This is a genomic window from Flavobacterium sp. TS_SC_5 (assembly GCF_056156265.1).
Map to the genome: position 1 here is coordinate 1,751,881 of NZ_CM149588.1, position 23,657 is coordinate 1,775,537.

The 23,657-nt window shown below is 32.2% G+C and carries 24 protein-coding genes; all 24 read left to right on the plus strand.

The genetic code is table 11. The features are described 5' to 3' along the window. Nucleotides 1-2: 2 nt before the first annotated feature. The 24 genes from neuB (at nucleotide 3) to rfbB (ending at nucleotide 23,520) form a co-directional block, all read left to right on the plus strand. The gene (neuB, locus tag AC0J6S_RS07690; RefSeq protein WP_474956155.1) at nucleotides 3-1,025 is read left to right on the plus strand and encodes an N-acetylneuraminate synthase; all 1,023 of its coding nucleotides are present in this window, start codon (nucleotides 3-5) and stop codon (nucleotides 1,023-1,025) included. Beyond that, the gene (gene neuC / locus AC0J6S_RS07695; RefSeq protein ID WP_474956156.1) at nucleotides 1,022-2,125 is read left to right on the plus strand and encodes a UDP-N-acetylglucosamine 2-epimerase; all 1,104 of its coding nucleotides are present in this window, start codon (nucleotides 1,022-1,024) and stop codon (nucleotides 2,123-2,125) included. Before neuB ends, neuC begins: the two co-directional genes overlap by 4 nt. Beyond that, nucleotides 2,122-3,168 (plus strand): nucleotidyltransferase family protein, encoded by a 1,047-nt coding sequence (locus AC0J6S_RS07700; protein WP_474956157.1) that lies wholly within the window; start codon nucleotides 2,122-2,124, stop codon nucleotides 3,166-3,168. Before neuC ends, AC0J6S_RS07700 begins: the two co-directional genes overlap by 4 nt. Then, nucleotides 3,168-3,851: an acylneuraminate cytidylyltransferase family protein gene (locus AC0J6S_RS07705; RefSeq protein ID WP_474956158.1), complete on the plus strand. Its 684-nt coding sequence runs from the start codon at nucleotides 3,168-3,170 to the stop codon at nucleotides 3,849-3,851. Before AC0J6S_RS07700 ends, AC0J6S_RS07705 begins: the two co-directional genes overlap by 1 nt. Beyond that, entirely contained in the window at nucleotides 3,848-4,693 is an 846-nt protein-coding gene (gene hisF, locus AC0J6S_RS07710; RefSeq protein ID WP_474956159.1) for an imidazole glycerol phosphate synthase subunit HisF, read from the plus strand. Before AC0J6S_RS07705 ends, hisF begins: the two co-directional genes overlap by 4 nt. Beyond that, nucleotides 4,693-5,349, plus strand: a complete 657-nt coding sequence (hisH, locus tag AC0J6S_RS07715) for an imidazole glycerol phosphate synthase subunit HisH (RefSeq protein WP_474956160.1) — start codon at nucleotides 4,693-4,695, stop codon at nucleotides 5,347-5,349. Before hisF ends, hisH begins: the two co-directional genes overlap by 1 nt. Next, nucleotides 5,349-5,780 (plus strand): hypothetical protein, encoded by a 432-nt coding sequence (locus AC0J6S_RS07720; protein ID WP_474956161.1) that lies wholly within the window; start codon nucleotides 5,349-5,351, stop codon nucleotides 5,778-5,780. Before hisH ends, AC0J6S_RS07720 begins: the two co-directional genes overlap by 1 nt. After that, entirely contained in the window at nucleotides 5,743-6,582 is an 840-nt protein-coding gene (locus AC0J6S_RS07725) for an adenine nucleotide alpha hydrolase family protein (RefSeq protein WP_474956339.1), read from the plus strand. The genes AC0J6S_RS07720 and AC0J6S_RS07725 overlap by 38 nt, the downstream gene beginning before the upstream one ends. Nucleotides 6,583-6,617: 35 nt before the next feature. Continuing rightward, the gene (locus AC0J6S_RS07730; RefSeq protein ID WP_474956162.1) at nucleotides 6,618-8,135 is read left to right on the plus strand and encodes a capsular polysaccharide export protein, LipB/KpsS family; all 1,518 of its coding nucleotides are present in this window, start codon (nucleotides 6,618-6,620) and stop codon (nucleotides 8,133-8,135) included. Beyond that, nucleotides 8,125-9,351, plus strand: coding sequence for an MATE family efflux transporter (locus AC0J6S_RS07735; protein ID WP_474956163.1), 1,227 nt, complete (start codon nucleotides 8,125-8,127; stop codon nucleotides 9,349-9,351). The genes AC0J6S_RS07730 and AC0J6S_RS07735 overlap by 11 nt, the downstream gene beginning before the upstream one ends. Nucleotides 9,352-9,356: 5 nt before the next feature. Next, on the plus strand, nucleotides 9,357-10,025 hold the full coding sequence (locus tag AC0J6S_RS07740) for a CatB-related O-acetyltransferase (protein ID WP_474956164.1): 669 nt from the start codon (nucleotides 9,357-9,359) through the stop codon (nucleotides 10,023-10,025). 3 nt (nucleotides 10,026-10,028) lie between these two features. Continuing rightward, nucleotides 10,029-10,637 carry an acyltransferase gene (locus tag AC0J6S_RS07745; protein ID WP_474956165.1) on the plus strand — a complete coding sequence of 203 codons (609 nt, stop codon included), beginning with the start codon at nucleotides 10,029-10,031 and terminating at the stop codon, nucleotides 10,635-10,637. After that, nucleotides 10,637-11,776, plus strand: a complete 1,140-nt coding sequence (locus tag AC0J6S_RS07750; protein ID WP_474956166.1) for an NAD-dependent epimerase/dehydratase family protein — start codon at nucleotides 10,637-10,639, stop codon at nucleotides 11,774-11,776. Before AC0J6S_RS07745 ends, AC0J6S_RS07750 begins: the two co-directional genes overlap by 1 nt. A 20-nt stretch (nucleotides 11,777-11,796) precedes the next feature. Continuing rightward, entirely contained in the window at nucleotides 11,797-13,155 is a 1,359-nt protein-coding gene (locus tag AC0J6S_RS07755) for a hypothetical protein (RefSeq protein WP_474956167.1), read from the plus strand. After that, the gene (locus tag AC0J6S_RS07760; RefSeq protein WP_474956168.1) at nucleotides 13,156-14,094 is read left to right on the plus strand and encodes a WaaS/CpsH family glycosyltransferase; all 939 of its coding nucleotides are present in this window, start codon (nucleotides 13,156-13,158) and stop codon (nucleotides 14,092-14,094) included. A gap of 6 nt (nucleotides 14,095-14,100) precedes the next feature. Further along, nucleotides 14,101-15,204: a glycosyltransferase gene (locus AC0J6S_RS07765; RefSeq protein WP_474956169.1), complete on the plus strand. Its 1,104-nt coding sequence runs from the start codon at nucleotides 14,101-14,103 to the stop codon at nucleotides 15,202-15,204. Between the two features lie 16 nt (nucleotides 15,205-15,220). Beyond that, nucleotides 15,221-16,300, plus strand: a complete 1,080-nt coding sequence (locus AC0J6S_RS07770; RefSeq protein WP_474956170.1) for a glycosyltransferase family 4 protein — start codon at nucleotides 15,221-15,223, stop codon at nucleotides 16,298-16,300. A gap of 2 nt (nucleotides 16,301-16,302) precedes the next feature. Continuing rightward, a complete protein-coding gene (locus AC0J6S_RS07775; protein ID WP_474956171.1) occupies nucleotides 16,303-17,409 on the plus strand; it encodes a glycosyltransferase in 1,107 nt (368 codons plus the stop codon). After that, complete coding sequence (locus tag AC0J6S_RS07780) at nucleotides 17,409-18,308, plus strand: NAD-dependent epimerase/dehydratase family protein (RefSeq protein WP_474956172.1); 900 nt, start codon at nucleotides 17,409-17,411, stop codon at nucleotides 18,306-18,308. The genes AC0J6S_RS07775 and AC0J6S_RS07780 overlap by 1 nt, the downstream gene beginning before the upstream one ends. A gap of 16 nt (nucleotides 18,309-18,324) precedes the next feature. Next, nucleotides 18,325-19,413: a mannose-1-phosphate guanylyltransferase gene (locus AC0J6S_RS07785; protein ID WP_474956173.1), complete on the plus strand. Its 1,089-nt coding sequence runs from the start codon at nucleotides 18,325-18,327 to the stop codon at nucleotides 19,411-19,413. 32 nt (nucleotides 19,414-19,445) lie between these two features. Next, the gene (locus AC0J6S_RS07790) at nucleotides 19,446-19,934 is read left to right on the plus strand and encodes a cupin domain-containing protein (protein ID WP_474956174.1); all 489 of its coding nucleotides are present in this window, start codon (nucleotides 19,446-19,448) and stop codon (nucleotides 19,932-19,934) included. A 316-nt stretch (nucleotides 19,935-20,250) separates the two neighbouring features. Continuing rightward, nucleotides 20,251-20,799, plus strand: a complete 549-nt coding sequence (gene rfbC / locus AC0J6S_RS07795) for a dTDP-4-dehydrorhamnose 3,5-epimerase (protein ID WP_474956175.1) — start codon at nucleotides 20,251-20,253, stop codon at nucleotides 20,797-20,799. Nucleotides 20,800-21,039: 240 nt separating this feature from the next. Continuing rightward, nucleotides 21,040-21,900 (plus strand): dTDP-4-dehydrorhamnose reductase, encoded by an 861-nt coding sequence (gene rfbD / locus AC0J6S_RS07800; RefSeq protein WP_474956176.1) that lies wholly within the window; start codon nucleotides 21,040-21,042, stop codon nucleotides 21,898-21,900. 573 nt (nucleotides 21,901-22,473) lie between these two features. After that, nucleotides 22,474-23,520 carry a dTDP-glucose 4,6-dehydratase gene (rfbB, locus tag AC0J6S_RS07805; RefSeq protein WP_474956177.1) on the plus strand — a complete coding sequence of 349 codons (1,047 nt, stop codon included), beginning with the start codon at nucleotides 22,474-22,476 and terminating at the stop codon, nucleotides 23,518-23,520. Nucleotides 23,521-23,657: the final 137 nt, after the last annotated feature.

A 23,657-nucleotide genomic window follows, 5' to 3' on the forward strand; every position in this document is an offset into this window, starting at 1 on the left:
ATATGAACAAAGTAATTATTATAGCCGAAGCTGGCGTAAATCATAACGGAGACATTCAAGTAGCTAAAAAGCTAATTGATGTGGCGGTAGATGCTGGCGTAGATTATGTTAAATTTCAGACTTTTAAAGCAGATAGTTTAGTAAGTAAATCGGCTAAAAAAGCGGAATATCAGACTGTTAATATCAATGACGGTGATGACTCTCAATATGCTATGTTGAAAAATTTGGAGTTGAGTCATGAAAATCATTTGGAGTTAATGTCTTATTGCGCAGAAAGAAAAATTCAATTTTTCTCTACGGCATTTGATGTCGAAGGGGTGAATTATCTAAATGATTTGGGGCTTTCGTTTTTTAAAATTCCAAGTGGCGAAATAACCAATTATCCCTACTTGAAAGCGGTTGCTTTATGCGGTAAACCAGTTGTTATGTCAACAGGGATGTGTTCTGAAATTGAAATCAAACAGGCGCTAGATGTTTTAGTGAAATTTGGTTTAAAAAAAGAGGCTATTTCCATTTTACATTGCAATACCGAGTATCCAACGCCTATGAAAGATGTCAATTTGAAAGCAATGTTGGCTATTCAAAAAACTTTTGGGGTACAAATAGGATATTCAGACCACACACTTGGTATCGAGGTACCTATTGCAGCAGTTGCATTGGGAGCAACAATAATTGAGAAACATTTTACTTTGGATAGAACTTTACCAGGTCCAGATCATGTGGCCTCATTAGAACCGACGGAATTAAAGGAGATGGTTACCGCAATACGCAACATAGAATTGGCAATGAGTGGTGATGGTGAAAAAAAACCAAGCGAAAGTGAAACAAAGAACATAGCGATAGCCAGAAAAAGTATTCATATTAATAAGAGTTTATCAAAAGGACATACTATTACCGATGATGATATTATTTCATTACGACCAGGAGACGGAATTTCTCCAATGGAATGGGAAAATATTATAGGCAAAAAGTTAAATGTCGACAAAAACGAATTTGATAAATTATTAGTATCAGATTTTATATGAGAATAGGAATATTAACCAGTTCAAGAGCCGATTATGGGATATATCTTCCATTGCTTCAAAAAATGAAAAGTGATTCTTTTTTTGAAATGGAGATTATTGCTTTCGGGACTCATTTGTCAAAAAGCCACGGATATACGGTAAAGGATATAGAGAAGGATAAATATACTTGTATTCATACCATTTCTTCATTGATTTCAAATGATGATGAACAATCTATTGCGTCATCTTATGGTTTGACCGTATTGAAGTTTGCGGACTTTTGGGCGAGTCATACCTATGATTTGGTGTTTTGTTTGGGAGATCGTTTTGAAATGAGTGCTGCTGTGCAGGCAGGAATTCCTTGTGGAGTAAAATTTGCTCATATACACGGAGGAGAAACCACATTGGGAGCAATAGACAATGTTTACCGCCATCAAATTACTTTAGCAGCACAGTTGCATTTTACTGCTACTGAAGTTTTTAGAGAAAAAGTAATCGATTTGTTAGGTTCTTCGGAAGGTGTTTATTATGTTGGATCGTTGAGTTTAAATGATATTAAATCCTTTGTCCCTATAGATCGAGTTGTTTTCTTCGAAAAGTTTACTATACCCAATGAAGAATTTGCTTTAGCGACTTTTCATCCAGAAACAATGTCTTTACAGGATAATGGTAGATATGCCCAAGAAATGAAAAATGCCTTGGTATCGATTTCAAAAAAAATATTTGTAATTATCACAATGCCAAATGCTGACACACAGGGGTCGGTTTACAGAGAAGTCATTGAACAATTGAAGGAGGAATTTCCTAAGCGATTTTTGTTGATTGAAAACTTTGGTAAAGTTAATTATTTCTCAGCGATGCATTATGCCAAAATTTTGATTGGGAATACCTCAAGCGGAATTTTGGAAGCGGCTTCATTTGGGAAGTATGTGGTAAATGTGGGAGATCGACAAAAAGGAAGGGTTCAAAGTGATAATGTTTTGAATTGTGAATTTGAAGCAACGGCTATGGTTACAGGTGCTGCAAAAGCCATGAGTTTTGAAAAATACAATGGGAAAAATGTTTATTTCAAAGTTGGAGTTGTTGATAATATAATTAAAATTGTAAAAGAATTTTTATGAGAATGTACAAAGACCATTTAATTCTTTTAGGGAGTAGTATAAAAGAAGCATTACTTCAATTTAATGAATTGGCTCCTGACGCTATATTATTTGTTGTTGATGCAGAAGCTAAATTAATAGGTGCATTAACGGATGGAGATGTAAGACGGGGATTACTTAAAGGTTTTACAATAGATAGTTTTGTTGATGAAATTATTCAGGATGATCCACGATATATTACCAAAGGAGAAAATAATCTGGAAAAAATTATTGAATACCGCGAAGGTGATTTCAGAATTGTACCTGTAGTTGATGAAAATCATAGCATTGTCAATGTTATCAATTTTAGAAAAATAAAGTCTTATTTACCTATCGATGCCGTAATCATGGCAGGAGGTAGAGGGCAACGTTTGCAGCCTTTGACGGATACTGTTCCAAAGCCACTTTTAAAAGTAGGAAATAAGGCGATTATGGAGCATAATCTGGACCGATTGGCTTTATTTGGGATAGATGATTTTTGGATTTCTGTTAAATATTTAGGTGAGCAAATTGAAAATCACTTTGGTCAAGGAATAGAAAAAAATGTAAAAATAGAATATGTTTGGGAAAACGAACCGCTAGGAACTATTGGAGCAGTTTCTCAAATTAAAAATTTTGAACACGATTATATATTGGTAACCAATTCCGATTTATTAACCAATATCGATTACGAACAGTTTTTCCTGGAGTTTATTAATCAAGATGCTGATTTAGCAGTGTTGACAATTCCCTACCAAGTGAATATTCCTTATGCCGTTTTGGAAACGAATAACGGCGAAGTACGAAGTTTTAAGGAAAAACCAACCTATACCTATTATTCTAATGGCGGAATTTACTTGATGAAAAAAGAAATGTTGAGGTATATTCCTCATGATACTTTTTTCAATGCGACTGATTTAATGGAAGAATTAATTAAGAATAAACTGAAAGTTATCTCTTTTCCTTTTTCGGGTTATTGGTTGGATGTGGGCAAACACGAGGATTTTGAAAAAGCACAAATTGATATTAAGCATATAAAAATGTAATGAAAATACTCTATTTAATACCGGCAAGAGCAGGTTCAAAAGGATTGCCAGGTAAGAATGTAAAAATTCTGGGAGATAAGCCGTTGATTGCGCATACTATTGATTTTGCTTTAAAAAACATTAAAGAAGAGGATGAGTTATGTATTTCATCAAATGATGCAGAAGTTTTAGATATAGCAAAAAGTCTACGTATAGATGTACCATTCGTTCGACCAGAGGAGTTAGCCTCTGATACTGCCAATTCTTATGATGTTATTATGCATGCAATTAAATATTATGAAGATAATAACAAATGTTTTGACTTAGTATTACTTTTGCAACCCACATCTCCTTTTAGGTCTCAAGATGATTTTGATACTTTAATTCAAAGTTATGATGATGAAGTTGAAATGGTGGTTAGTGTTAAAAAAGCAAAAGAGAACCCTTATTTTACTCTTTTTGAAGAAAATGAATCTGGATTTTTAGATAAAAGTAAAAAAGGAGATTTTCAAAGACGACAAGATTGTCCTGATGTTTTTGCTTTTAATGGTTCTATGTATTTGTTAAAAGTAAGTGCTTTAAAGAATAGGTCAATTAATGAATTTAAGAAAATAAAAAAAATAGTAATGCCTGAAGAAAGGAGTATTGATATAGATACAATGGCTGACTGGATTTTGGCAGAATTTTATTTAAATAAACAATGAAAACAGTAAGAATTATACCAAGGTTAGATATTAAGGGGCCAAACTTAGTTAAAGGTATCCATTTGGAAGGGTTACGAGTTTTAGGTAAGCCATCTGATTTTGCTAAATATTATTATGAACAAGGCGCTGATGAATTGATGTTTATGGATGTTGTAGCTTCGTTGTACGAGCGCAACAGTCTTCATGATATTATTTCAGAAACGGCTAAAAAAATATTTATTCCAATTACGGTTGGTGGAGGTTTAAGATCTATCTCGGATATAAAAGAAGTCTTGCGTGTAGGCGCAGATAAAGTTTGCTTAAACACAGCAGCTATTAAGAATCCTCAATTGATTAGAGATGCATCTAGAATGTTTGGATCTTCTACAATTGTAGTTGCTATTGAGGCAATCAAAGAAAGTAATGGTAAATACTTTGCCTATACAGATAATGGTCGTGAATACACAGGTATTGATGTTTTTGAATGGGCTCAAAAAGTAGATGAATTAGGTGCAGGTGAAATAGTTATTACTTCTGTTGATAATGAAGGTACAGGACAAGGGTTTGATTTGGATTTAATTTCTAAAATCAGTAGCCTTGTGAGTATTCCCGTAATAGCGCATGGTGGAGCAGGAAAACAGCAGCAGGTGTTAGATTTGCTGAACGGAGGAAATGCGGATGCAGTAATGATATCCTCCTTATTTCATTATCATTTTATAAAAGAAAATGATTCGAAAGCATCCTCATTGGAAGGGAACGTTGAATTTTTAAACCAAAAAAGGAATTTTCATACTTTTGAACCGTGTACTATAACTGATTTAAAAAAGTTGTTGATTGATAATAAAATAGAATGTAGATTATAATGGATAATTTAAAAAAAAATGTAGTTATTATCGATTATCAATTAGGTAATCTTTTTAGTGTAAAGCAAGCCTGTGATACTGTAGGAATAAATGCGAGAATTAGTTCTGAAAGAGAAGATATCTTGAAAGCGGATGCTCTAATTTTACCGGGAGTAGGTGCTTTTATTGAGGCTATGAATAATTTAAAAAAATTAGGATTAGATACTGCAATTAAAGATAAAGTAAATAATGGGACTCCTTTATTTGGAATTTGTTTGGGTCAACAATTGCTTTTTACAGAAAGTGAAGAGTTTGGTGCTGGAAACGGTTTGGACTTAATTCCTGGGATAATTAAAAGATTTCCAGAAAAATTAGAGGATAGAAAAATTAAGGTACCCCACATCGCTTGGAATACTATCTATAAGTCCAATCAAGATTGGGACAAATCAGCTTTGTCTGCATTAGAAAATAATGATTTTATGTATTTTATACATTCTTATTATGTAAAGCCTTCTGATGAATCTTGTATTTTAACCAAAACAAATTATGATGGAATCGAGTTTTGTTCGTCCATTATTAAAAACAATATTTTTGCCACTCAATTTCACCCAGAAAAAAGTGCAAGTAAAGGAATATCTATTTATAAAAATTGGGCTTTAATTAATAATTTATTGTAATGTCAGAAAAGAAAAAATTAGAGGCGTATTACGGATTGCCAGAAGAAGTTACGTTTTGTACTAAATGTGTAATGTCTAATCAGCGTCCAACATCGGCGGTAGAATTTAAGCACACCAAAGACAGTAAAAAAACTACCATGAATTTTGATGAGCATGGTGTTTGCGATGCTTGTAGAACTGCCGAAATTAAGGATAATATCGATTGGGGTATGCGTGAAGAAGAGCTAGTAGCTCTTCTTGATAAATACAGAAAAAATGATGGTTCTTACGATTGTCTTGTTCCAGGAAGTGGCGGTAAAGACAGTGCATATCAGGCTCATGTGTTGAAATATAAGTACAATATGAATCCATTAACAGTTACATCGGCCTCCTATTTTATATACGGATTATGGTCTGAAAAACTGGAAAAACTGGTTAGATTCTGGTTTTGATAATATTTCTTTTTATCGTAATGGTAAGGTAATGAAGTTGTTGACTAAATTGTCTATTGAAAATTTGTTGCACCCATTTCAAACATTTATTCTTGGGCAGAAGAATTTAGCTCCAAAGATTGCAGCTCAGCATGGGATCAATCTTATATTCTATGGAGAGAATGAGGCAGAATACGGAAACCCTTTAGCTGATAATACCACTTCATTACGTGATAAATCTTATTTTAGTTTTGAGCATTTAGACGAAGTGTATTTAGCAGGTGTTTCCATTAAAGAATTGATGGAAAAATATGAAGTACGATTAAGTGATTTGATGTCATTTCTACCACCAAAACTAGAAGATCTAGAAAAAGCAAATATAGAAGTGCATTACTTGGGTTATTATCTAAGGTGGACGCCACAAGAGGTATATTACTACGCTGTTGAAAACACTGGTTTCAAGGCAAGACCTCATAGAACTCAGGGCACCTTCAGTAAGTATAGCGGTATCGATGACAAAATTGATGATTTACATTTTTATACCACATTTATTAAATTTGGAATAGGTCGTGCTACCTATGATGCTGCACAGGAAATTAGAAACAGGCACTTGACAAGAGAGGAAGGGGTTGCGCTAGTTAATCGATTTGATGGGGAGTTTCCGGATCGATATTTTAATGATATTATGGAATATATAGGTATGACTGCTGAAGAGTTTCATGATTTATGTGATAAATTCAGATCTCCACATTTATGGGGTAAAGATGAAGAAGGAAACTGGAAATTAAGACACAATGTCGCGGGTAAAGGTTTAGAAGATTAATATCTAACTAAATTATTTTAGATCAACTAGTTGAAATGCAAAAAAAAACAATTTTATTTTTCAGTAGATGTGAATTAGTTCATCTGTACGGAAAACTTCATAAATATTTAATCACTGATTATAATATTGTACATGTCGCCTATTCGGAAGAGGAGGCAACTGTGCTAGTTAATGACTACGGACTTTCAAACATTTGGATTTTAAAAAATGAATTCATAGTTGAAAAAGAAAAGTTTAAACTGAGTAATACATTAATTGAAGAAATAGACCGTCTTTTTATTAATCAAACGGATGGTCGTTTTAATCTCAATGGATCTATTCAAAGTGACAGAACTTTCTTAAACATGGATTATGATAAAGCATTAGAAATAACTGCAATTTATCATAAAGTATGGCAAAATATATTTTCAAAATTAAAAATAGATTTTTTTATACACGAACCAACATCGTTAATGCTTAATCATATGGCTTCCGTATTATGTAAGCAGCAGGGTGGGGTTTATTCCACCCATATAATGGTTCAAGGAGAGGCTGATTATAATTTTATAATGGTTGATCATGATAATGGATACCCTACTGAGTTTATCAATAAATTCAATAGCATCACGGATGAAGATATTGAGTTGAATAAGGAACGGATACAGTTGTTTTTAGAAAATTTTAGGTCTAATTATAATGTTTTTTTTGATGTTATAGGATCTGGAAAACCAAGTTTAAGTTTTTACTTTAAAATATTTAAATCTGCGATTAAAGAACAATTGTCGCGTTTTATTTCGAGAAAAAAAATTGACAGAGCTATAAATAATGTTGAATATTTCTTAAATAATAGTAGGCTAAATTCAAAAAGGATTAAAAATTTTATTGAATATAGAAAGATAAAATATGATGAATACGTGTCTGATGCAGATTTTTATTTTTATCCTTTGCACCTAGAACCTGAAGCGGTAGTATTATACTGGGCAGATGGTATTTATTCAAATCAAGTAAAACTTATTGAGAATATTGCTTCACAATTACCACCAGGCATAATGTTGTATGTTAAAGATCATCCTCATCTGTATGGATATAGGGATGTTTCCGACTATAAACGTATCCAAGATATTCCTAACGTAAAATTGTTAGCACCTCATTTGCCAGGAAAGAAAATCGTAAATGATTCTAAAGGAGTTATAACCTTAAATGGGACGGCTGGGTTGGAAGCTTTATTACTAAATAAACAAATTATATCATTTGGCTCTGCATTTTATAACGTGTCAAGTCGTGTTAGCTATGTTCGTAATATTAAAGATTTTAGAACTGTGATTTATGATTTGAAAGGTATTAATTACGAGGACGACGATGAATTAAATAAGTTTGTTTTATCTTACCTTGATTCGCATAAAGTTGGGTTTACTGATTTTTATGGGAATGTCGCAAATGAGATCGAATTAGATATGATAATGAATACTGAAAATGTGGCTAAAGGACTTGCCTTGTTTTTTAATAAATATGAAAATTTTATGAATAAAGAGGAACAGGTCTTTTATGGTAAAAAAGAAATTAATGAATATTAAAGCAAATATTAAAAACAACCAATCTTTTGTTTTTATAGCTATTAATATTTTCGTTGCTTTTTTAGGTTTTGTGCGTTCTTTTGCATTTATGAAATTCTTCGATTTTCATGAGTTAGGGATTATTACTTTAGTTAGCACTGCTGCATCTTTAATTGGAATGTTTCAAATAGGGTTGATTAATGGTGGATATAGGATTATTGCTTTGCGAGAGTCGGATTCAAATGTGAAAGTTAATAACGTTATATTTTCTTACTTTGGGATTTTGTCAATTTTGTTAGCAGCCTTTTCTGTAATTGTATTCCTTTTAGGTTTTTATACAAACTGGTTTTTACTTATAATAATAAACATAATGGGTGTTTGTATGCTGATAACGAATTGGCTGACAAATACTTTGATTGGAGCAAGTGAATTTAAAAGATTAAACATTGCAAACAGTATTAGTGCATTAGCGAGTTTATTATGTTTGCTTTTAGCCTATTATTTTGGACTATATGGCGCATTGTTAAGTTTGCTTATACAACCAATAATTTTTGTATTTGTGGTCTTTACATCAGACAATAAAGAAATTCCGAATAAATTTGATTTAGATATTAAATATATAAAATATATACTGAGTTTTGGATTCATTCCTTTTTTGTCTGGGATTTTCTTTTTGCTTTATATGCAAATTGAAAGATGGAGTGTCAATGCTTTTTTGGGATCTGAAGCTTTAGGGAAGATGTACTTAGTCTTTTTGACAATAACATTATGGGTATTAGTTCCTTCTTCTATTTTGAATTTGTTTTTTCCTAAAGCAATTAAGTTTTATTCTGAAAATGATTTACCAAATTTTGATAAAGTAATCAAATTGAATTCAAGAATAACTTTAGGATATTGTTTAAGTGTATCTATGATAATCATTATTTTGGCATCTCCAATCGTAGGACTGGTCTTTCCAAAGCATCTTCCCTATGTCCATTTGGTAGTTTTAGCTCTTCCTGGTTTGATTTTCAGGACGTTAAGCGATCCTATTTCGTTGTATTTGAATAGTATAGTGCGATTGAAGCCGATTTTTTGGAGTGACATCTTAGCTTTAATCGTTTACATTGCATCTATTTCATTTATATTTTTATTCAAATCATTTTCCTTAAATAATTTTGTGATATGTTTTAACATATATTTTTCTTTTAAATTTTTTTACCTCCTATCTGTTTACTTTAAAATAAGAATAAAATAAAAATAATGATGACAAATATTGTTAGTTATGTGAAATCTTTTATTAAAATTAAATTGCTTTATTTCTACTGGAAATACAGGAATTTTACTGAAGGTTTGAAGGTGTTTAATTATAATTTGTCACCAAGTACTAAATTAGGTAAAAAGACAATGGTTCGGAGTGGAACTGAAGTAGGGAACATAAGTCTTGGTGATTATTCATATATAAGTGGACCTAGGAGTTATGTAGAAGAAGCAATAATTGGTAAGTTTTGTTCTATTGCTAGGCAAGTGGTTATAGGCGTTTCTGGACATAATTATGAATGGGTTACAACTAGCCCAATTATTACTAGTAAAGAATATGGATTTGTTGAAAATGATGTTAGTGAACCTCAAAAAACGATACCCATAATAGGAAATGATGTTTGGATTGGAATGAATGCGATTATTATGAGGGGTATAGTTATTGGGGACGGAGCAGTTGTTGCAGCCGGTTCTGTAGTTACTTCAGACGTAAAACCATATTCTATAGTAGGTGGGATGCCTGCAAGACATATACGTTATCGTTTCACCGAAGAACAAATAAAGAAACTTTTGGAGATAAGATGGTGGGATTGGGAAGAAAGTAAAATAAAAGAAAATTTGAATTTATTTTACAACATAGATGCCTTTATATTGAAACATTCTAATTTGTAAATTATGTTTTCGGTAAGATTATTAAAATCATTATATATTCGTTTTTTTAGATTGTTTTACAAGTCTAAATTCAAACATTTTGGGGATAAATCAAGTGTTCTTTTTCCATTAAATTTAAACGGAATCGAAAACATCAGTATAGGTAGCCGTGTTAATGTAGCATATAAAACTTGGTTGGCAGCTGTACCCCATACTGGGGAACCAAATTGCGAATTAATAATTGGAGAGGGTACTTGTATAGGGAACTTTAATCATATTTATGCGACAAAATCTATTGTTATAGGTAAAAATGTATTAACGGCTGATAAAGTATATATTTCAGATAATCTGCATGGTTACGAAGATATAACTTTACCAATAATACACCAACCAATAAAACAAATTGGAACTGTGGTTATAGGAGATGGATCTTGGTTGGGTGAAAATGTCTGTGTGATTGGTGCTAAAATTGGGAAGAATTGCGTTATTGGAGCTAATTCTGTGTTAACAAAAGATATTCCTGATTATTGCGTAGCCGTAGGTACTCCTGCCAAAATAATAAAACGCTACTGTTTTGAAAATAACAAATGGATAAAAACAGATAAAAATGGAAATTTTATAAAAGAACAATAATGAAAAATATATTAATAACAGGAGGAGCCGGTTTTATTGGCTCAAATTTGGCTCTAAAGCTTATTGAAAAAGGATATAAAATAACTGTTTTAGATAATTTATCAGTACAAATTCATGGCGAAAATCCTGAAGAAAATTCTTTTTTATTTTCAAAAATTAAAAATAAAGTTAAATTTATTAAAGGTTGTGTTACTTCAAAAGAAGATTGGAAAAATGCGATTCTTAATCAAGACGTGATTGTTCACTTAGCTGCTGAAACAGGTACAGGTCAATCAATGTATGAAATAGAAAAATATGTTACTGTAAACATTGGAGGTACAGCTATCATGCTAGATTTATTAGCTAATAATGATCATAACATAAAAAAAGTAGTTGTTGCATCCTCGCGATCTATTTATGGAGAAGGGAAATATTGGTCGGAAGAGTGGAATACTGCGGTTTATCCAAAGCACCGTACCGATGAATATATGGCGTTAAATGATTTTGATGTTAAATATGTTGGTTTGTCAAAACCATTGCAATTGGTTGCTACCGATGAAGAATCAAAAATTCATCCATCTTCCGTTTATGGCATTACCAAACAGAATCAGGAACAAATGATTATGACGGTTTGCCCTACTATTGGGATTGCAGCAGTTGCGTTTAGGTATCAGAATGTATATGGACCTGGACAATCGTTGTCAAATCCATATACAGGAATATTGTCAATTTTTTCAACCTTAATCAAAAATGGAAAAGAGATCAATATTTTTGAAGATGGAAAAGAAAGCCGTGATTTTGTATTTATAGAAGATGTTGTTGCAGCCACTATTTTGGGATTAGAAAAAGAAGAAGCCAATGGAGAAGTTTTTAATGTAGGGACAGGAGAAGCGATTGATGTGATTACAGTGGCCGATGAATTGATTAAAAACTACGGCAGTAATACCAAAGTAAACATTACAGCGAATTATCGTTTGGGAGATATACGGCACAATTATGCTGATTTGACAAAAATTAGATCGTTGTTGGGTTTTACTCCAAAATACAATTTTGAATCAGGAATTAAGGAATTTACCGATTGGGTACTGACTCAAGAAGTAAAGGAAAGTAGGTACGAAGAGTCAATAGCTGAAATGAAAGAAAAAGGATTGTTTAAATAAAAATATGTAAAATAAAGACATTGCAAAATAAATCATTTCTTTTAGGAATTAAGGGTAATCTAATTAATACTTTATGTATTCAGTTAGTTTTATTTTTGTTTTTTTTTAATATACCATTGCATTTTTTTAAAATACCTTTCTCATCAGGTAAGTTGATTTCTATTGCGGCAATAATTTATTTGATCACAATTTTGTTATTAAAAAAAGTAGATAAGATAAAATTGTCAAAAGAATATTTGTATTATATCTTCGGAGTTATTATTGTTTACATTATCACTTTTATACTTTTAAAAATAATTTACAATACTCAGGATGATTATTATTTAACTGTTTTAGTTTTTTATGTAATAGAGTATTTGTTGGGGTCATATTTTATAATAGTATTGTTTAAAATGTATTCATTAAATGAATTAATTAAAAATATTATTATTATCTCAATTATTCAAGCATTTATCATGGTGGGGTCTTTGTTTATACCGCCTTTGAAAAGTTTTGTTGTTGCTGTAATGGAAGCTAATCCACAATTCGCACTGTTTAGTAAGGCTGATACAATAAAGGATTCTTTTAGAGGACTAACCTTAGCTAGCGATAGAACTTTAGGAATGTCTGTATTCTTTTCATTTGCAATAATGTTAATATTTCTATATATATTAAATGAAAGAAACAAAGTAAAATATTTTAAATACGTTTTATTTTTTTTGTTAATATTTTGTGGTGGAATTTTAGCGGCACGTACTTTTTTTGTTGGGTTGTCATTTGGATTAATCTTTTTCTTTGTACTCATTAATCGTTATCCCAAAAACTCTTTAAGGTTGAAAAAATATTCTAAAAATGTTTTAAGTATTATGTTTGTAATTTTTTTTTCAATACCAATAATTATAAATTTATTTTTTTCTGAAATTAAGGATGAAATTGATTTGGCTTTTGATTGGGCATTCGAAATATTTATTAATTTGAGTAATGACGGTTCTGCAAAAAGTGAGTCTTTAGATGATTTGTTAAATAACCATTTGTCAGTTATTCCCTCAGATTGGCAGACAATCCTAATAGGTGATCCCAATAGAACGTTTGTAAATGGAGTTCATTACATGGGGACTTTTACAGACTCGGGTTACTTGAGGAATTTATATGTTTATGGAATAATAGGTAGCTTAGCAGTTTATGTTTTTTGGATTTTTGTTTTTAACAGAACCGCTAGATTATTCAAGAAAAGTGAAGGAATTAATTATTTATTGTTTTTTGTTGCAATTACACTATTTGTTGTCCAAATAAAATATGATGTTTTTCCAGGTTCTGCATTAAATTTCAAATTAGTAATGATTTTTTTTGTTTTTGGTGTTGAAAGGAAAAAGCAAGAACAATTAAATTTAAATTATTAGATGAAAAACAATATTATTTTAATAGCTCCAGTTTACTTTAATTACCATGATCTTATAATTAAAACGCTGGAAAAAAAAGGTTATTTGGTAGATTTTTTGGAAGATAAAAACTCGGGATTTTTGTATACACTTTCTTCCAAGTCAAATTATTTGCTAAAAAAATATAAAGCAAAGTATCAAAATGAAGTTTTGTTAAAATTACAGAATGGTAATTATGACTTAATGATTGTTGTTGGGGGAAAAACGTTAGATGTTGAGTTTTGGAAGTATGTAAAGAATAATTTTAATCTTAAAAAAATCTTGTATCAATGGGATTCCTTCAAAAATTTTGATTTCAGAGGGATGATTCCTTTTTTTGATGTGGTTAAAACTTTTGACAGTGCAGATGCACAGGAACTAGGAATACCGTATTTGCCATTGTTTTACAATAAAGAATCAAATTCGGTTTCAGAAGAAGATATTGACTTATTATTTATTGGTATTTGGCATAGTGATCGAATTACAATTTTAGATAAGATTGCGGAATATGCAAACAAAAATAATTTAAAATATTGTTTCAAGGTTTACTATCCTCGTTATATGTATTTTTATCTGGTTTATGTTAAGAGGTTTTTGTTGCCCTCGGATTTTTTTATTTTTAAGACGGTTCCATTTGATGTTATGACTAATTATTATCAAAGATCAAAATGTATAGTTGACATCAATCATCCATGGCAATCAGGTTTGACAATGAGAACCATTGAAACAATTGGTAGTGGGAAAAAATTAATAACTACAAATTCATATATAAAGCAAGAACCATTTTACAATGATAAAATGATTCAAGTTATTGATAGAGAAAATATTGTTTTGGAAAATGATTTTTTCGAGTTTAAAGAAGATTACAATAACATCGAAAGATTAGAGATTTCTAATTGGATAGCAGAATTGTTAAAATAATATTTTATGGCTAAGCATATTGCTTTTTTTGTTTCAAGTTTTAATTTGGGGGGTGTTGAGAGGGCATTTGTTACCCTTGCCAATAGTTTTGTGGAAGATGGACACAAAGTAGATTTTATTGTCAGCTTAAATGAAGGAATATTAAAAGACGAGTTAAATGGTAATGTTAATATTGTTGATTTAGGATGTAGTAAATTGCGTGGTTCTTTTATTAAGGTATATAGTTATATAAAAAAATCAACTGCCGACTTATTAATAACAGGGCCTACTTACCCAAACATAATAGCCGTTATTTGTAATCTCGTTGCATTTAGGAAACTTAAAGTCGTTGTTACTCAGCATAGTTATCAAGATGTAGAGATGGACAATTTAGGATTGGTAGGTAAATTAGCTCCATATCTTATTAAACTGACTTATAATCACGCGGATAAAGTTGTGGCTGTTTCTCAGGGTGTTAAAACCGATTTGATGATTAATTATGGTATCAACCCCAGCAAGATACGAGTAATTTATAACGCTGTGATAAATGATTCTTTTTTTAAGAAATCGAACGATTCAATAGAAGAATCTATTTTTAACAAGATTTCAGCAAAAAACTTTTTAGTGGCTGTAGGCCGATTGGAAATCGTAAAAAATTATCCGTTTTTAATAGATGTATATGCAAAGATGAAATCTGAAATCCCAAATTTCAATTATGATTTGGTGATTTTAGGTGATGGAACAGAAAGGAAGAATATAGAAACCCAAATTAAGGAATTGGGTGTTCAAGAACATGTTCATCTGGTAGGGGCAGTTTCAAATCCATTGCCTATCATGAAAAGAGCTAAAGCATTGGTTCATACATCTTTTTCGGAAGCAATGCCTTTGGTTTATGTTGAGGCATTAGCATTAAAAGTGCCAGTAGTAACTATAATGAATAAAGGAGCTATTGAGGTTTTAAACGGAGTAAAACAAAAAATAATAATAGATTCGCATAACCAAAAGGAATTTATGACAGGTGTTTTAGAAATATTAGAAAATAATAATTTTTCGGATTTGCCTAACTTAGATAAGTTTCACTCAAATATTATTAAAGAGTCGTTTTTATCTTTAGTTCAAGGTGTTCTATAAATACAATAACAATAATTTGGAAACTGATAAAACTATATATATAAACGGTCGTTTTCTTTGTAATAAAATGGACGGTATCAGCAGATTTTCATTGGAGATTTGCAAACAATTAAAAAGATTAGGATTAGATTTTAGGATTGTAATTCCTAAATGGCTAGAATATGAAAACGAAGAGAGTTTTGAAATACTTAGATTTGGCAGCTTAAAATCTCATTTTTGGGAACAAATTGACTTATTAAGATTTCTTAAAATTAATGGAAATCCATTGCTTCTAAATCTATCTGGATTAGGGCCTTTGTTTTATAATAATCAAATTATTACAATCCATGATTTGTCGTTTTATGAAAACAAGAAATGGTTTTCTAAATCGTATACTCTTTTTTATAGTATAGCAACTCCAATTTTAGCTAATAATGCCTTTAAAATTCTTACAGTTAGTAATTTTTCTAAAACTGAGATTATAAAATACCTTAAGATTGATGAGAATAAAATAGAAGTTATTTACAATGCAGCTACTGATGAAGGTGAAAACAGTATTCGTAATACGGAAGTTAGTCCAATTGTAAACTCTATTTTGAATAATAAATATGTTTTAGCTGTATCTTCAATAGATCCGAGAAAAAATTTGCAACGCTTAATAGATTCTTTTTTAGAATTGAATTTAGAAAATTACATGCTTGTTTTGGTTGGAAAAACTTCGAATCATTTTAATGTAAAATTAAGCGCTGACTCAAAAAATGTAATTTTTACTGGATTTGTGTCTGATTTTGAGTTGTCTAGCTTGTACAAAAAATGTGAATTTTTTATATATCCGTCATTGTACGAAGGTTTTGGGATCCCTCCTTTAGAAGCTATGAAAAATGATTGTGCAGTTATTGTTTCTGAGATTCCAAGTCTAAAAGAAGTTTGTTCTGATGCAGCTCTTTATGTTAATCCGTTTGATACTGAAACTATTAAAAATGGGATTTTAAAAATAATTGGGGATTCAGTTTTAAAAGAAGAATTAAAAAGAAAAGGACGTTTACGTTCAAAATTTTTCAATTGGAAGGATTCTGGAGAAAAAGTCCATAATTTAATTAAAGATATTAAGTTGTAAATATGAAAATACTACAGTTGGTTAAATATTACGATCCTTGCCAAGGAGGTATGGAGTCGGTAGTGAAGAATGTAGTTGAAGGTGTTATTGATTACTCTGATGATATAAGTTTTACAGTCTATTCTAATAATCACAGTCAAAATTTTGTTAAGTCTGTTAAAGAGAAAAACAGGGAAAGAATTATAAAAGAAATTACACCTGCCCATTTTAAGAGCCAACCCCTAAATTTAAGATATCCATCATTAAAAAAGTTAATAATAGATAATGATGTTGTCCATCATCATTATCCTTTTCCAACGATGGAATTTGCTTTGCTACGATATTTTAAACAAATGTCTAATAAAAAATTTATCATTACATGGCATGCTAATATAAAAAATTCCAGATGGAGTTGGATTGAACGGATTTATAATCCAATGATTGAAAAACTTCTCGATAGAGCAGATGCTATAATTGTAACTTCACCACAACTTTTTGAGGCTTCAATTATACTTCAAAAGTATAGTAAAAAAGTCAAAACAATACCTTTAAGTTTTGATCCTAAATATTTATCAATTACTTCTAAAAAATATCCGTCGGATAGATGCTTTGAATTACTCTTTGTAGGGAAACTTAGAAAATATAAGGGGGTAGAATATTTAATAAAAGCTGTTAAAAATTTAGAGGTTAAGTTGAAAATAGTTGGAAATGGGGAAGAACTTCAAAACCTAAAATCATTAGTAGAAGAGCTACATATTGGGCATAAGGTAACTTTTGTTTCTGATGCTGATGATAAACAGTTAGCAGTATTTTACAGAAATGCTGATTTATTTGTGCTGCCTTCAATTAATGAGGCAGAAGCTTTTGGAGTTGTCCAATTAGAAGCTATGGCTAATGGACTACCGGTTGTAAATACCAATTTAGAATCAGGTGTTCCTTTTGTGTCTTTGAATGATTATTCAGGACTTACAGTCGAACCTAACGATGTTGATGCGTTAACAGCCGCAATTGAAAAAATAATTTATAATAAAGATTTGTATGAGTCCTATTCATCCAATTCGTTAGAAAGAGTAAAAATATTTTCACGAGAAAAAATGGCGGAAGCATACAAGGAAATCTATCAATTATAATGTTAAAATCGATCGTAATTACCGGGGCCACAGGATTTGTAGGGACGAATCTTCGCTGCTATTTGAAGACTTCACACGAAATAGAAACTTTGAGTGTTCGCTATATCAAAAATCAGAAATTTGATTTGAAAACGGATGTCCTAATTCATCTAGCAGGGAAAGCTCACGATTTAATGAAAGTGTCTAAGCCATCAGAATATTATGAAGCTAATTTTGAGCTGACCAAACAATTGTTTGATGCTTTTTTGCGTTCAGATGCCAAAGTTTTTGTGTTTATGAGTACGGTAAAAGCTGCCACCGATGAGGTGAATGGCGTACTGAAAGAAAATGACTTTCTTTGCCCTAAAACCCATTATGGTATTGCAAAACAACAGGCCGAACAGTATATTCTGAGTCAATCACTACCAGAAGAAAAGAGAGTGTATATTTTGCGTCCCTGTATGATTCACGGTCCTGGAAATAAAGGCAATTTAAATTTATTGTATCAATTGGTTGCCAAAGGATTTCCTTGGCCTTTGGGCGCTTTTGAGAACCAACGTTCTTTTCTGAGTATCGAAAATCTTTGTTTTGTTATTAAAGAATTATTAGAAAACACAGCAATTCCGTCGGGGGTTTATCAAGTAGCAGATGACGAACCTTTGTCTACAAACCAATTAATTCAGTTGCTTGGAAAGAGTTTGGATAAAAAAAGCAGAATACTCAACTTATCACAAAATATGATAAGCTCTATTGCTAAATTAGGAGATCATTTACATTTACCTTTAAATTCAGAACGGTTACAAAAGCTAACGGAGAATTATGTGGTTAGCAATAGAAAGATTATAAAGGCGATCGGGAAAACATTGCCTGTTTCTACTGAGCAAGGTCTGATGATGACTTTTGAATCCTTTAAGAAATAAAAGACAAAAAAATATAATGACTGGAACTAAAAACAACAACTATGTTTTAATCATGGCTGGTGGCGTGGGCAGTCGGTTTTGGCGTAAGAGCCGCAACCACTTTCCCAAGCAGTTTATTGATTTTTTGGGTATAGGCAAATCATTACTGCAACTTACTTATGAGCGATTTGAGAAAATTTGTCCCAAAGAAAATATTTATATACTGAGCAATGAACAGTATTTGGGTTTAATCCAGGAACAGTTGGCAGGTATTTTGATAGCTAACATTCTACTGGAGCCGAGCCGCAATAACACAGCTCCTTGTATTGCTTATGCTTCTTATAAAATCCTTAAACAGAATCCAGATGCCAATATAGTAGTGGCTCCTTCAGATCATTTGATTTTGAAGGAAATGGAATTTTTGGATAAAATTTCACAAGCCCTAGATTATACCGCAACCAACGACGCATTGGTTACGTTGGGAATTACTCCAACACGACCGGATACGGGTTATGGGTATGTCAATTTCCAGAAAGAGGGTATTGATGGCGTTCATAAAGTAGCTTGTTTTCTTGAAAAGCCTATTCTTAAAAAAGCACAAGAATATCTCGCTAGCGAAGCATATTTGTGGAATGCAGGAATTTTTATTTGGCGTGCTCAAAGTATTCAAAATGCTTTTAAACAACATGCAACTGCAATACATGAGTTATTCATTCAAGGAAATGATGTCTATAATACCAATTCAGAAGTAGCATTTATAGCGGAAAACTATCCTAAAAGCCCTAACATCTCTATAGATTATGCTATTTTAGAAAAGGCAACCAATGTTTATACCATTCCTGCTGATATCGGTTGGTCCGATCTGGGCACTTGGGCCTCTTTGCATGAAGTAGCTGAGAAAGATGCTTTTAATAACTCGGTTACCGTTTCTCAAAAGCACCTCAGCAACACTGCGAATTGCTTGATACAAGTGCCAAAAGGGAAAGGGGTAGTTATAGACGGGCTTGAAAATTACATTATTGTTGATGATGCCAATGTATTACTAATTTACCCTAAAGACAAAGAACAAGAAATCAAACAAGTATCGATACAAATGAGTGAAGATTTTGGTGTTGATTTTCAGTAAAAAAGGTGATAATTGATAACATAATACTGTAAATGAAAACTACTATATTTAATCAAATAAATGAATCCTTACAACAAGAGGGATTTACAATAGCATCCTATGATGACCATCGCCCCTGGGGCGGTTTTTTTGTTATAGATGAAAATCAAGCACAGCAATTTGCCAACCACTATTTTGAAGGATTGGATGTAGCATCACTGAAGATATCCGGAAAACTTAGTCCAAAAATATTGTTAGTAGCGCCTCATCAACGATTATCTTGGCAATACCATCACCGTAGGGCTGAGATATGGCGACTCATCGATGGGGAAGCAGGTGTTATCCGCAGTAAAGATGATGTACAAGGAGAACTTGAAGTATTAAAAAAAGGCGATACGATTACTTTACAGCAAGGAGAACGTCACCGTTTAGTAGGCCTTGAAGCTTGGGGTGTTGTTGCTGAAATCTGGCAACATACCGACGCAGAAAACCCATCTGATGAAGATGATATTGTACGGGTACAGGATGATTTTGGGAGATAGTAGGTTTTTTCGTTTAGGAAAAAAACTAAGTTATTATTACTGTCTCGGTGGATGTAATTATTTAAAACGTAAGTTCGATTGTTTTTATGTAGTAAAACAGAACAAAAAATGTAACCAGAACCGTTTTTATTGAAATTGTTCTTGCTCTCGATACAAATTTCTTCCCGAGGCTTCGGGAGTAAATTACATGAACTGACGAAAAATTATCATCAAAAACTAATTACTTCTATCGGGTTATTATTAGTATTCAATTTTCTTGGATTAAATAAGCTGTAAAACACAGCGTTATAAAATATAAAATGTTAAATACACAAAAATGACCATTGAAAAAACACCAATAAAAGATTTAGTAATCATTAACCCAACGGTTTTTGAAGATTCGCGTGGCTATTTCTTTGAAGCCTACAACCAAGCTCAATTTCATGAAAATGGAATAAAATATCAATTTATTCAAGACAATCAGTCCTTCTCTACAAGAGGGGTGATTCGAGGATTGCATTTGCAAATCAATCCTTTTGCACAGGCCAAATTAGTACGGGTGCTACAAGGTGAAATCCTTGATGTAGCTGTAGACTTACGAAAAAATTCACCTACTTATGGGCAACATTTTAGTGTGGTTTTGAGTGCGGATAATAAAAAACAATTAATGGTACCTCATGGCTTTGCTCATGGTTTTTCGGTTTTGAGTGAAACTGCCTCAGTACTGTATAAAGTAGATCAACTTTACCATAAGGATAGTGAGAGAGGAATTCGTTATGATGACCCGACTCTTGCCATAGATTGGCAATTAGATTCTAAAGAGATTATTGTTTCAGAAAAGGATCTGATTTTGCCTAGTTTTAATGAAATAGATTGGGAGTTTTAATACTTAACCGCAAAGTTCGCGAAAAAAAAGTTTAAAGTTTAAGGTTTAAAGTTGTCACTGGTGAGAATGAGAATTGGGTTTAACCGCAAAGTTCGCAAAGGAGGCGCGAAGGACTCAAAGTTGTTTGACTGGGAGTCTTAAAATTTAACCGCAAAGTTCGCAAAGAAGATTAAAAAAAGTTTAAGGTTTAAAGTTTAAAGTTGTCGGTAAGATTGAGAGTTTGTTTGATAAAAAATAATTATGCAAAAAATAGTAGTAACAGGAGCCACCGGACAATTGGGTTCAGAACTGAAAGTGTTATCTGAGAATTATGCGCAATATGAATGGATTTTTGCCGATAGGACGCAAGTATCTTTGGATAATTTGGATGTCTTAAAAAAACAATTAGAAGTACTATCTCCAAATATAATTTTGAACTGTGGTGCTTATACTGCTGTAGACAAAGCTGAAACCGAACAGGAATTAGCAAACATTATTAATGATTTGGCTCTAGGTATTATTGCCCAATATGCTAAAGATCATTCCGTAAAATTAATCCATATTTCTACCGATTATGTTTTTGACGGTACTGCAGCTACTGCATTGACTGAAGCGGCTCCGACGAATCCTATTAATGTTTATGGTATGACTAAATTGGCAGGAGAAAAGGCTTGTTTGCAAGAAAATCCAAATTCAATTATAATCAGGACTTCTTGGGTGTACTCTAGTTTTGGAAATAATTTTGTAAAAACGATGTCCCGATTAATGCAAGAAAGAGACAGCTTAAATGTTGTAAATGATCAGATAGGAAGCCCAACTTATGCCGCTGATTTGGCTCAGGCTATCATGACAATATTGGTAAATGCTCATTGGCAGGCAGGTATTTATAATTTTTCTAATGAGGGAGAAATCAGTTGGTATGAGTTTGCTTTGGCAATTAAAGAATTAGGCAATTTTGATTGTGAAATCAGTGGAATTCCAGCTTCTAATTATCCGACACCTGCAAAGCGTCCGCAATATTCTTTATTGGATAAAACTAAAATAAAAGATACATTTGGAGTTGAGGTTCCGGAGTATAAAGAAAGTTTGATTGCGTGCATGAAGTTGTTGGGAAATGAATAGTGAGAGGTGAATAGTGAGGAGTGAGAAGTGGTTTGCAATTTTCGTTTTGCCATAGATATAAAGGGAGTCGAATATTTAGAGCATGATTTTGTTTCGAGACTATAAAGAGGTTTTGAAATATGTTACCAATACCTTTTTATTGAAAGTAAAAAAGTAGGGGTTACTAATTTTCTTTTTTGCTTGATCAAAAAAGAAACAAAAAAATCACTACCTGAAAATAAAAAGCTTAAAAACTACCTCAAAGTGCCGTTCCACAGCCCGAGCCGTTCGTCTTTCATGCTCAACTCGCGGACTGCTGCCACTTTACTTTTTCGTTGTTTTTTTATGCTTTTTATTTAAGGGCGGGGCAAAGAGTATTGAGAAGTGAATAGTGCATAGTGAGAGGTGAGAAGTGAGGAATGAGGAGTGAATAGTGAGAGGTGAGAATTGAATAGTGAGAAGAGGCTTGCAATTTTCGTTTCGCCTCAGACCTAGAGGAAGCCGAAAATAGAGGGTTTTTCTATTATTGCCATTAAAGAGTAAACAAAAATAGTTAGGGACTTTTTGCAACTAATTAAAATATATAAAAACAAAATGAAAAATATACTTATCACCGGTGGTGCCGGTTTTATTGGGTCTCATGTAGTGCGACTGTTTGTAAACAAGTATCCACAGTATCAAATTTTTAATTTGGATGCGCTGACGTATGCAGGGAATCTGGAGAATATAGTTGATATAGAAAAGGAACCTAATTACACATTTATTAAGGGCGATATTGTTGATGCTACATTTATAGATCAATTATTTGCGGAGCATCAGTTTGATGGGGTTTTGCATTTAGCTGCTGAATCGCATGTGGATCGTTCCATAACGGATCCGTTATCTTTTGTGAAAACAAATGTGATAGGAACTATGAATTTATTGAATGCCGCCAAAACAATTTGGAACGGAAATTATGAAGGGAAACGTTTTTATCACATTAGCACAGATGAGGTTTATGGAAGTTTGGGTGCCGAAGGATTGTTTACTGAAACAACGGCCTACGATCCTAACTCTCCTTACTCTGCTTCTAAAGCGAGTTCGGATCATTTTGTTCGAGCGTATGGAGAAACATACGGTTTGCCTTATGTATTGACGAACTGTTCTAATAATTACGGTCCTTTTCATTTTCCTGAAAAACTGATTCCATTGTTTATCAATAATATCATTCAAAACAAACCGTTACCTGTATATGGCGATGGAAAATATACTCGTGACTGGCTTTTTGTAGAAGATCATGCTGTAGCGATTGATTTGGTTTTCCACGAGGGAAAAAACCACGATACCTATAATATTGGCGGTTTTAATGAATGGCAGAATATCGATTTGGTTAAATTGCTTTGCAAAATAATGGATGAGAAATTGGGAAGAACAGCGGGAACCTCTGAACAGCTGATTTCCTATGTAAAAGACCGTCCAGGACATGATTTGCGCTATGCCATTGATGCTAGTAAGATTAATAAGGAATTAGGCTGGAAACCATCCGTTACTTTTGAGCAAGGATTGGAAAAAACCGTTAACTGGTATTTGGAAAATCAAACCTGGTTGAATAATATTACTTCTGGAGAGTATGCAACCTATTACGAAAAACAGTATAGTTAGTGAGAAGTGAATAGTGAGGAATGAGAAGTTTTCAGTATTTCGTTTAGTGATGAATTAGTCAAAAAAGTGTAAGGTAGGAAGATGAAAAATCTAAAAATATGAAATCAACAGTAACAAAAACTTTTCTTACTCGAATT

Bases quoted from the DNA above. Each gene is read 5' to 3' on its own strand.
- neuB (WP_474956155.1), top strand. From the start codon at position 3: ATGAACAAAGTAATTATTATAGCCGAAGCTGGCGTAAATCATAACGGA.
- neuC (WP_474956156.1), top strand. From the start codon at position 1,022: ATGAGAATAGGAATATTAACCAGTTCAAGAGCCGATTATGGGATATAT.
- AC0J6S_RS07700 (WP_474956157.1), top strand. From the start codon at position 2,122: ATGAGAATGTACAAAGACCATTTAATTCTTTTAGGGAGTAGTATAAAA.
- AC0J6S_RS07705 (WP_474956158.1), top strand. From the start codon at position 3,168: ATGAAAATACTCTATTTAATACCGGCAAGAGCAGGTTCAAAAGGATTG.
- hisF (WP_474956159.1), top strand. From the start codon at position 3,848: ATGAAAACAGTAAGAATTATACCAAGGTTAGATATTAAGGGGCCAAAC.
- hisH (WP_474956160.1), top strand. From the start codon at position 4,693: ATGGATAATTTAAAAAAAAATGTAGTTATTATCGATTATCAATTAGGT.
- AC0J6S_RS07720 (WP_474956161.1), top strand. From the start codon at position 5,349: ATGTCAGAAAAGAAAAAATTAGAGGCGTATTACGGATTGCCAGAAGAA.
- AC0J6S_RS07730 (WP_474956162.1), top strand. From the start codon at position 6,618: ATGCAAAAAAAAACAATTTTATTTTTCAGTAGATGTGAATTAGTTCAT.
- AC0J6S_RS07735 (WP_474956163.1), top strand. From the start codon at position 8,125: ATGAATATTAAAGCAAATATTAAAAACAACCAATCTTTTGTTTTTATA.
- AC0J6S_RS07740 (WP_474956164.1), top strand. From the start codon at position 9,357: ATGATGACAAATATTGTTAGTTATGTGAAATCTTTTATTAAAATTAAA.
- AC0J6S_RS07745 (WP_474956165.1), top strand. From the start codon at position 10,029: ATGTTTTCGGTAAGATTATTAAAATCATTATATATTCGTTTTTTTAGA.
- AC0J6S_RS07750 (WP_474956166.1), top strand. From the start codon at position 10,637: ATGAAAAATATATTAATAACAGGAGGAGCCGGTTTTATTGGCTCAAAT.
- AC0J6S_RS07760 (WP_474956168.1), top strand. From the start codon at position 13,156: ATGAAAAACAATATTATTTTAATAGCTCCAGTTTACTTTAATTACCAT.
- AC0J6S_RS07765 (WP_474956169.1), top strand. From the start codon at position 14,101: ATGGCTAAGCATATTGCTTTTTTTGTTTCAAGTTTTAATTTGGGGGGT.
- AC0J6S_RS07775 (WP_474956171.1), top strand. From the start codon at position 16,303: ATGAAAATACTACAGTTGGTTAAATATTACGATCCTTGCCAAGGAGGT.
- AC0J6S_RS07780 (WP_474956172.1), top strand. From the start codon at position 17,409: ATGTTAAAATCGATCGTAATTACCGGGGCCACAGGATTTGTAGGGACG.
- AC0J6S_RS07785 (WP_474956173.1), top strand. From the start codon at position 18,325: ATGACTGGAACTAAAAACAACAACTATGTTTTAATCATGGCTGGTGGC.
- AC0J6S_RS07790 (WP_474956174.1), top strand. From the start codon at position 19,446: ATGAAAACTACTATATTTAATCAAATAAATGAATCCTTACAACAAGAG.
- rfbC (WP_474956175.1), top strand. From the start codon at position 20,251: ATGACCATTGAAAAAACACCAATAAAAGATTTAGTAATCATTAACCCA.
- rfbD (WP_474956176.1), top strand. From the start codon at position 21,040: ATGCAAAAAATAGTAGTAACAGGAGCCACCGGACAATTGGGTTCAGAA.
- rfbB (WP_474956177.1), top strand. From the start codon at position 22,474: ATGAAAAATATACTTATCACCGGTGGTGCCGGTTTTATTGGGTCTCAT.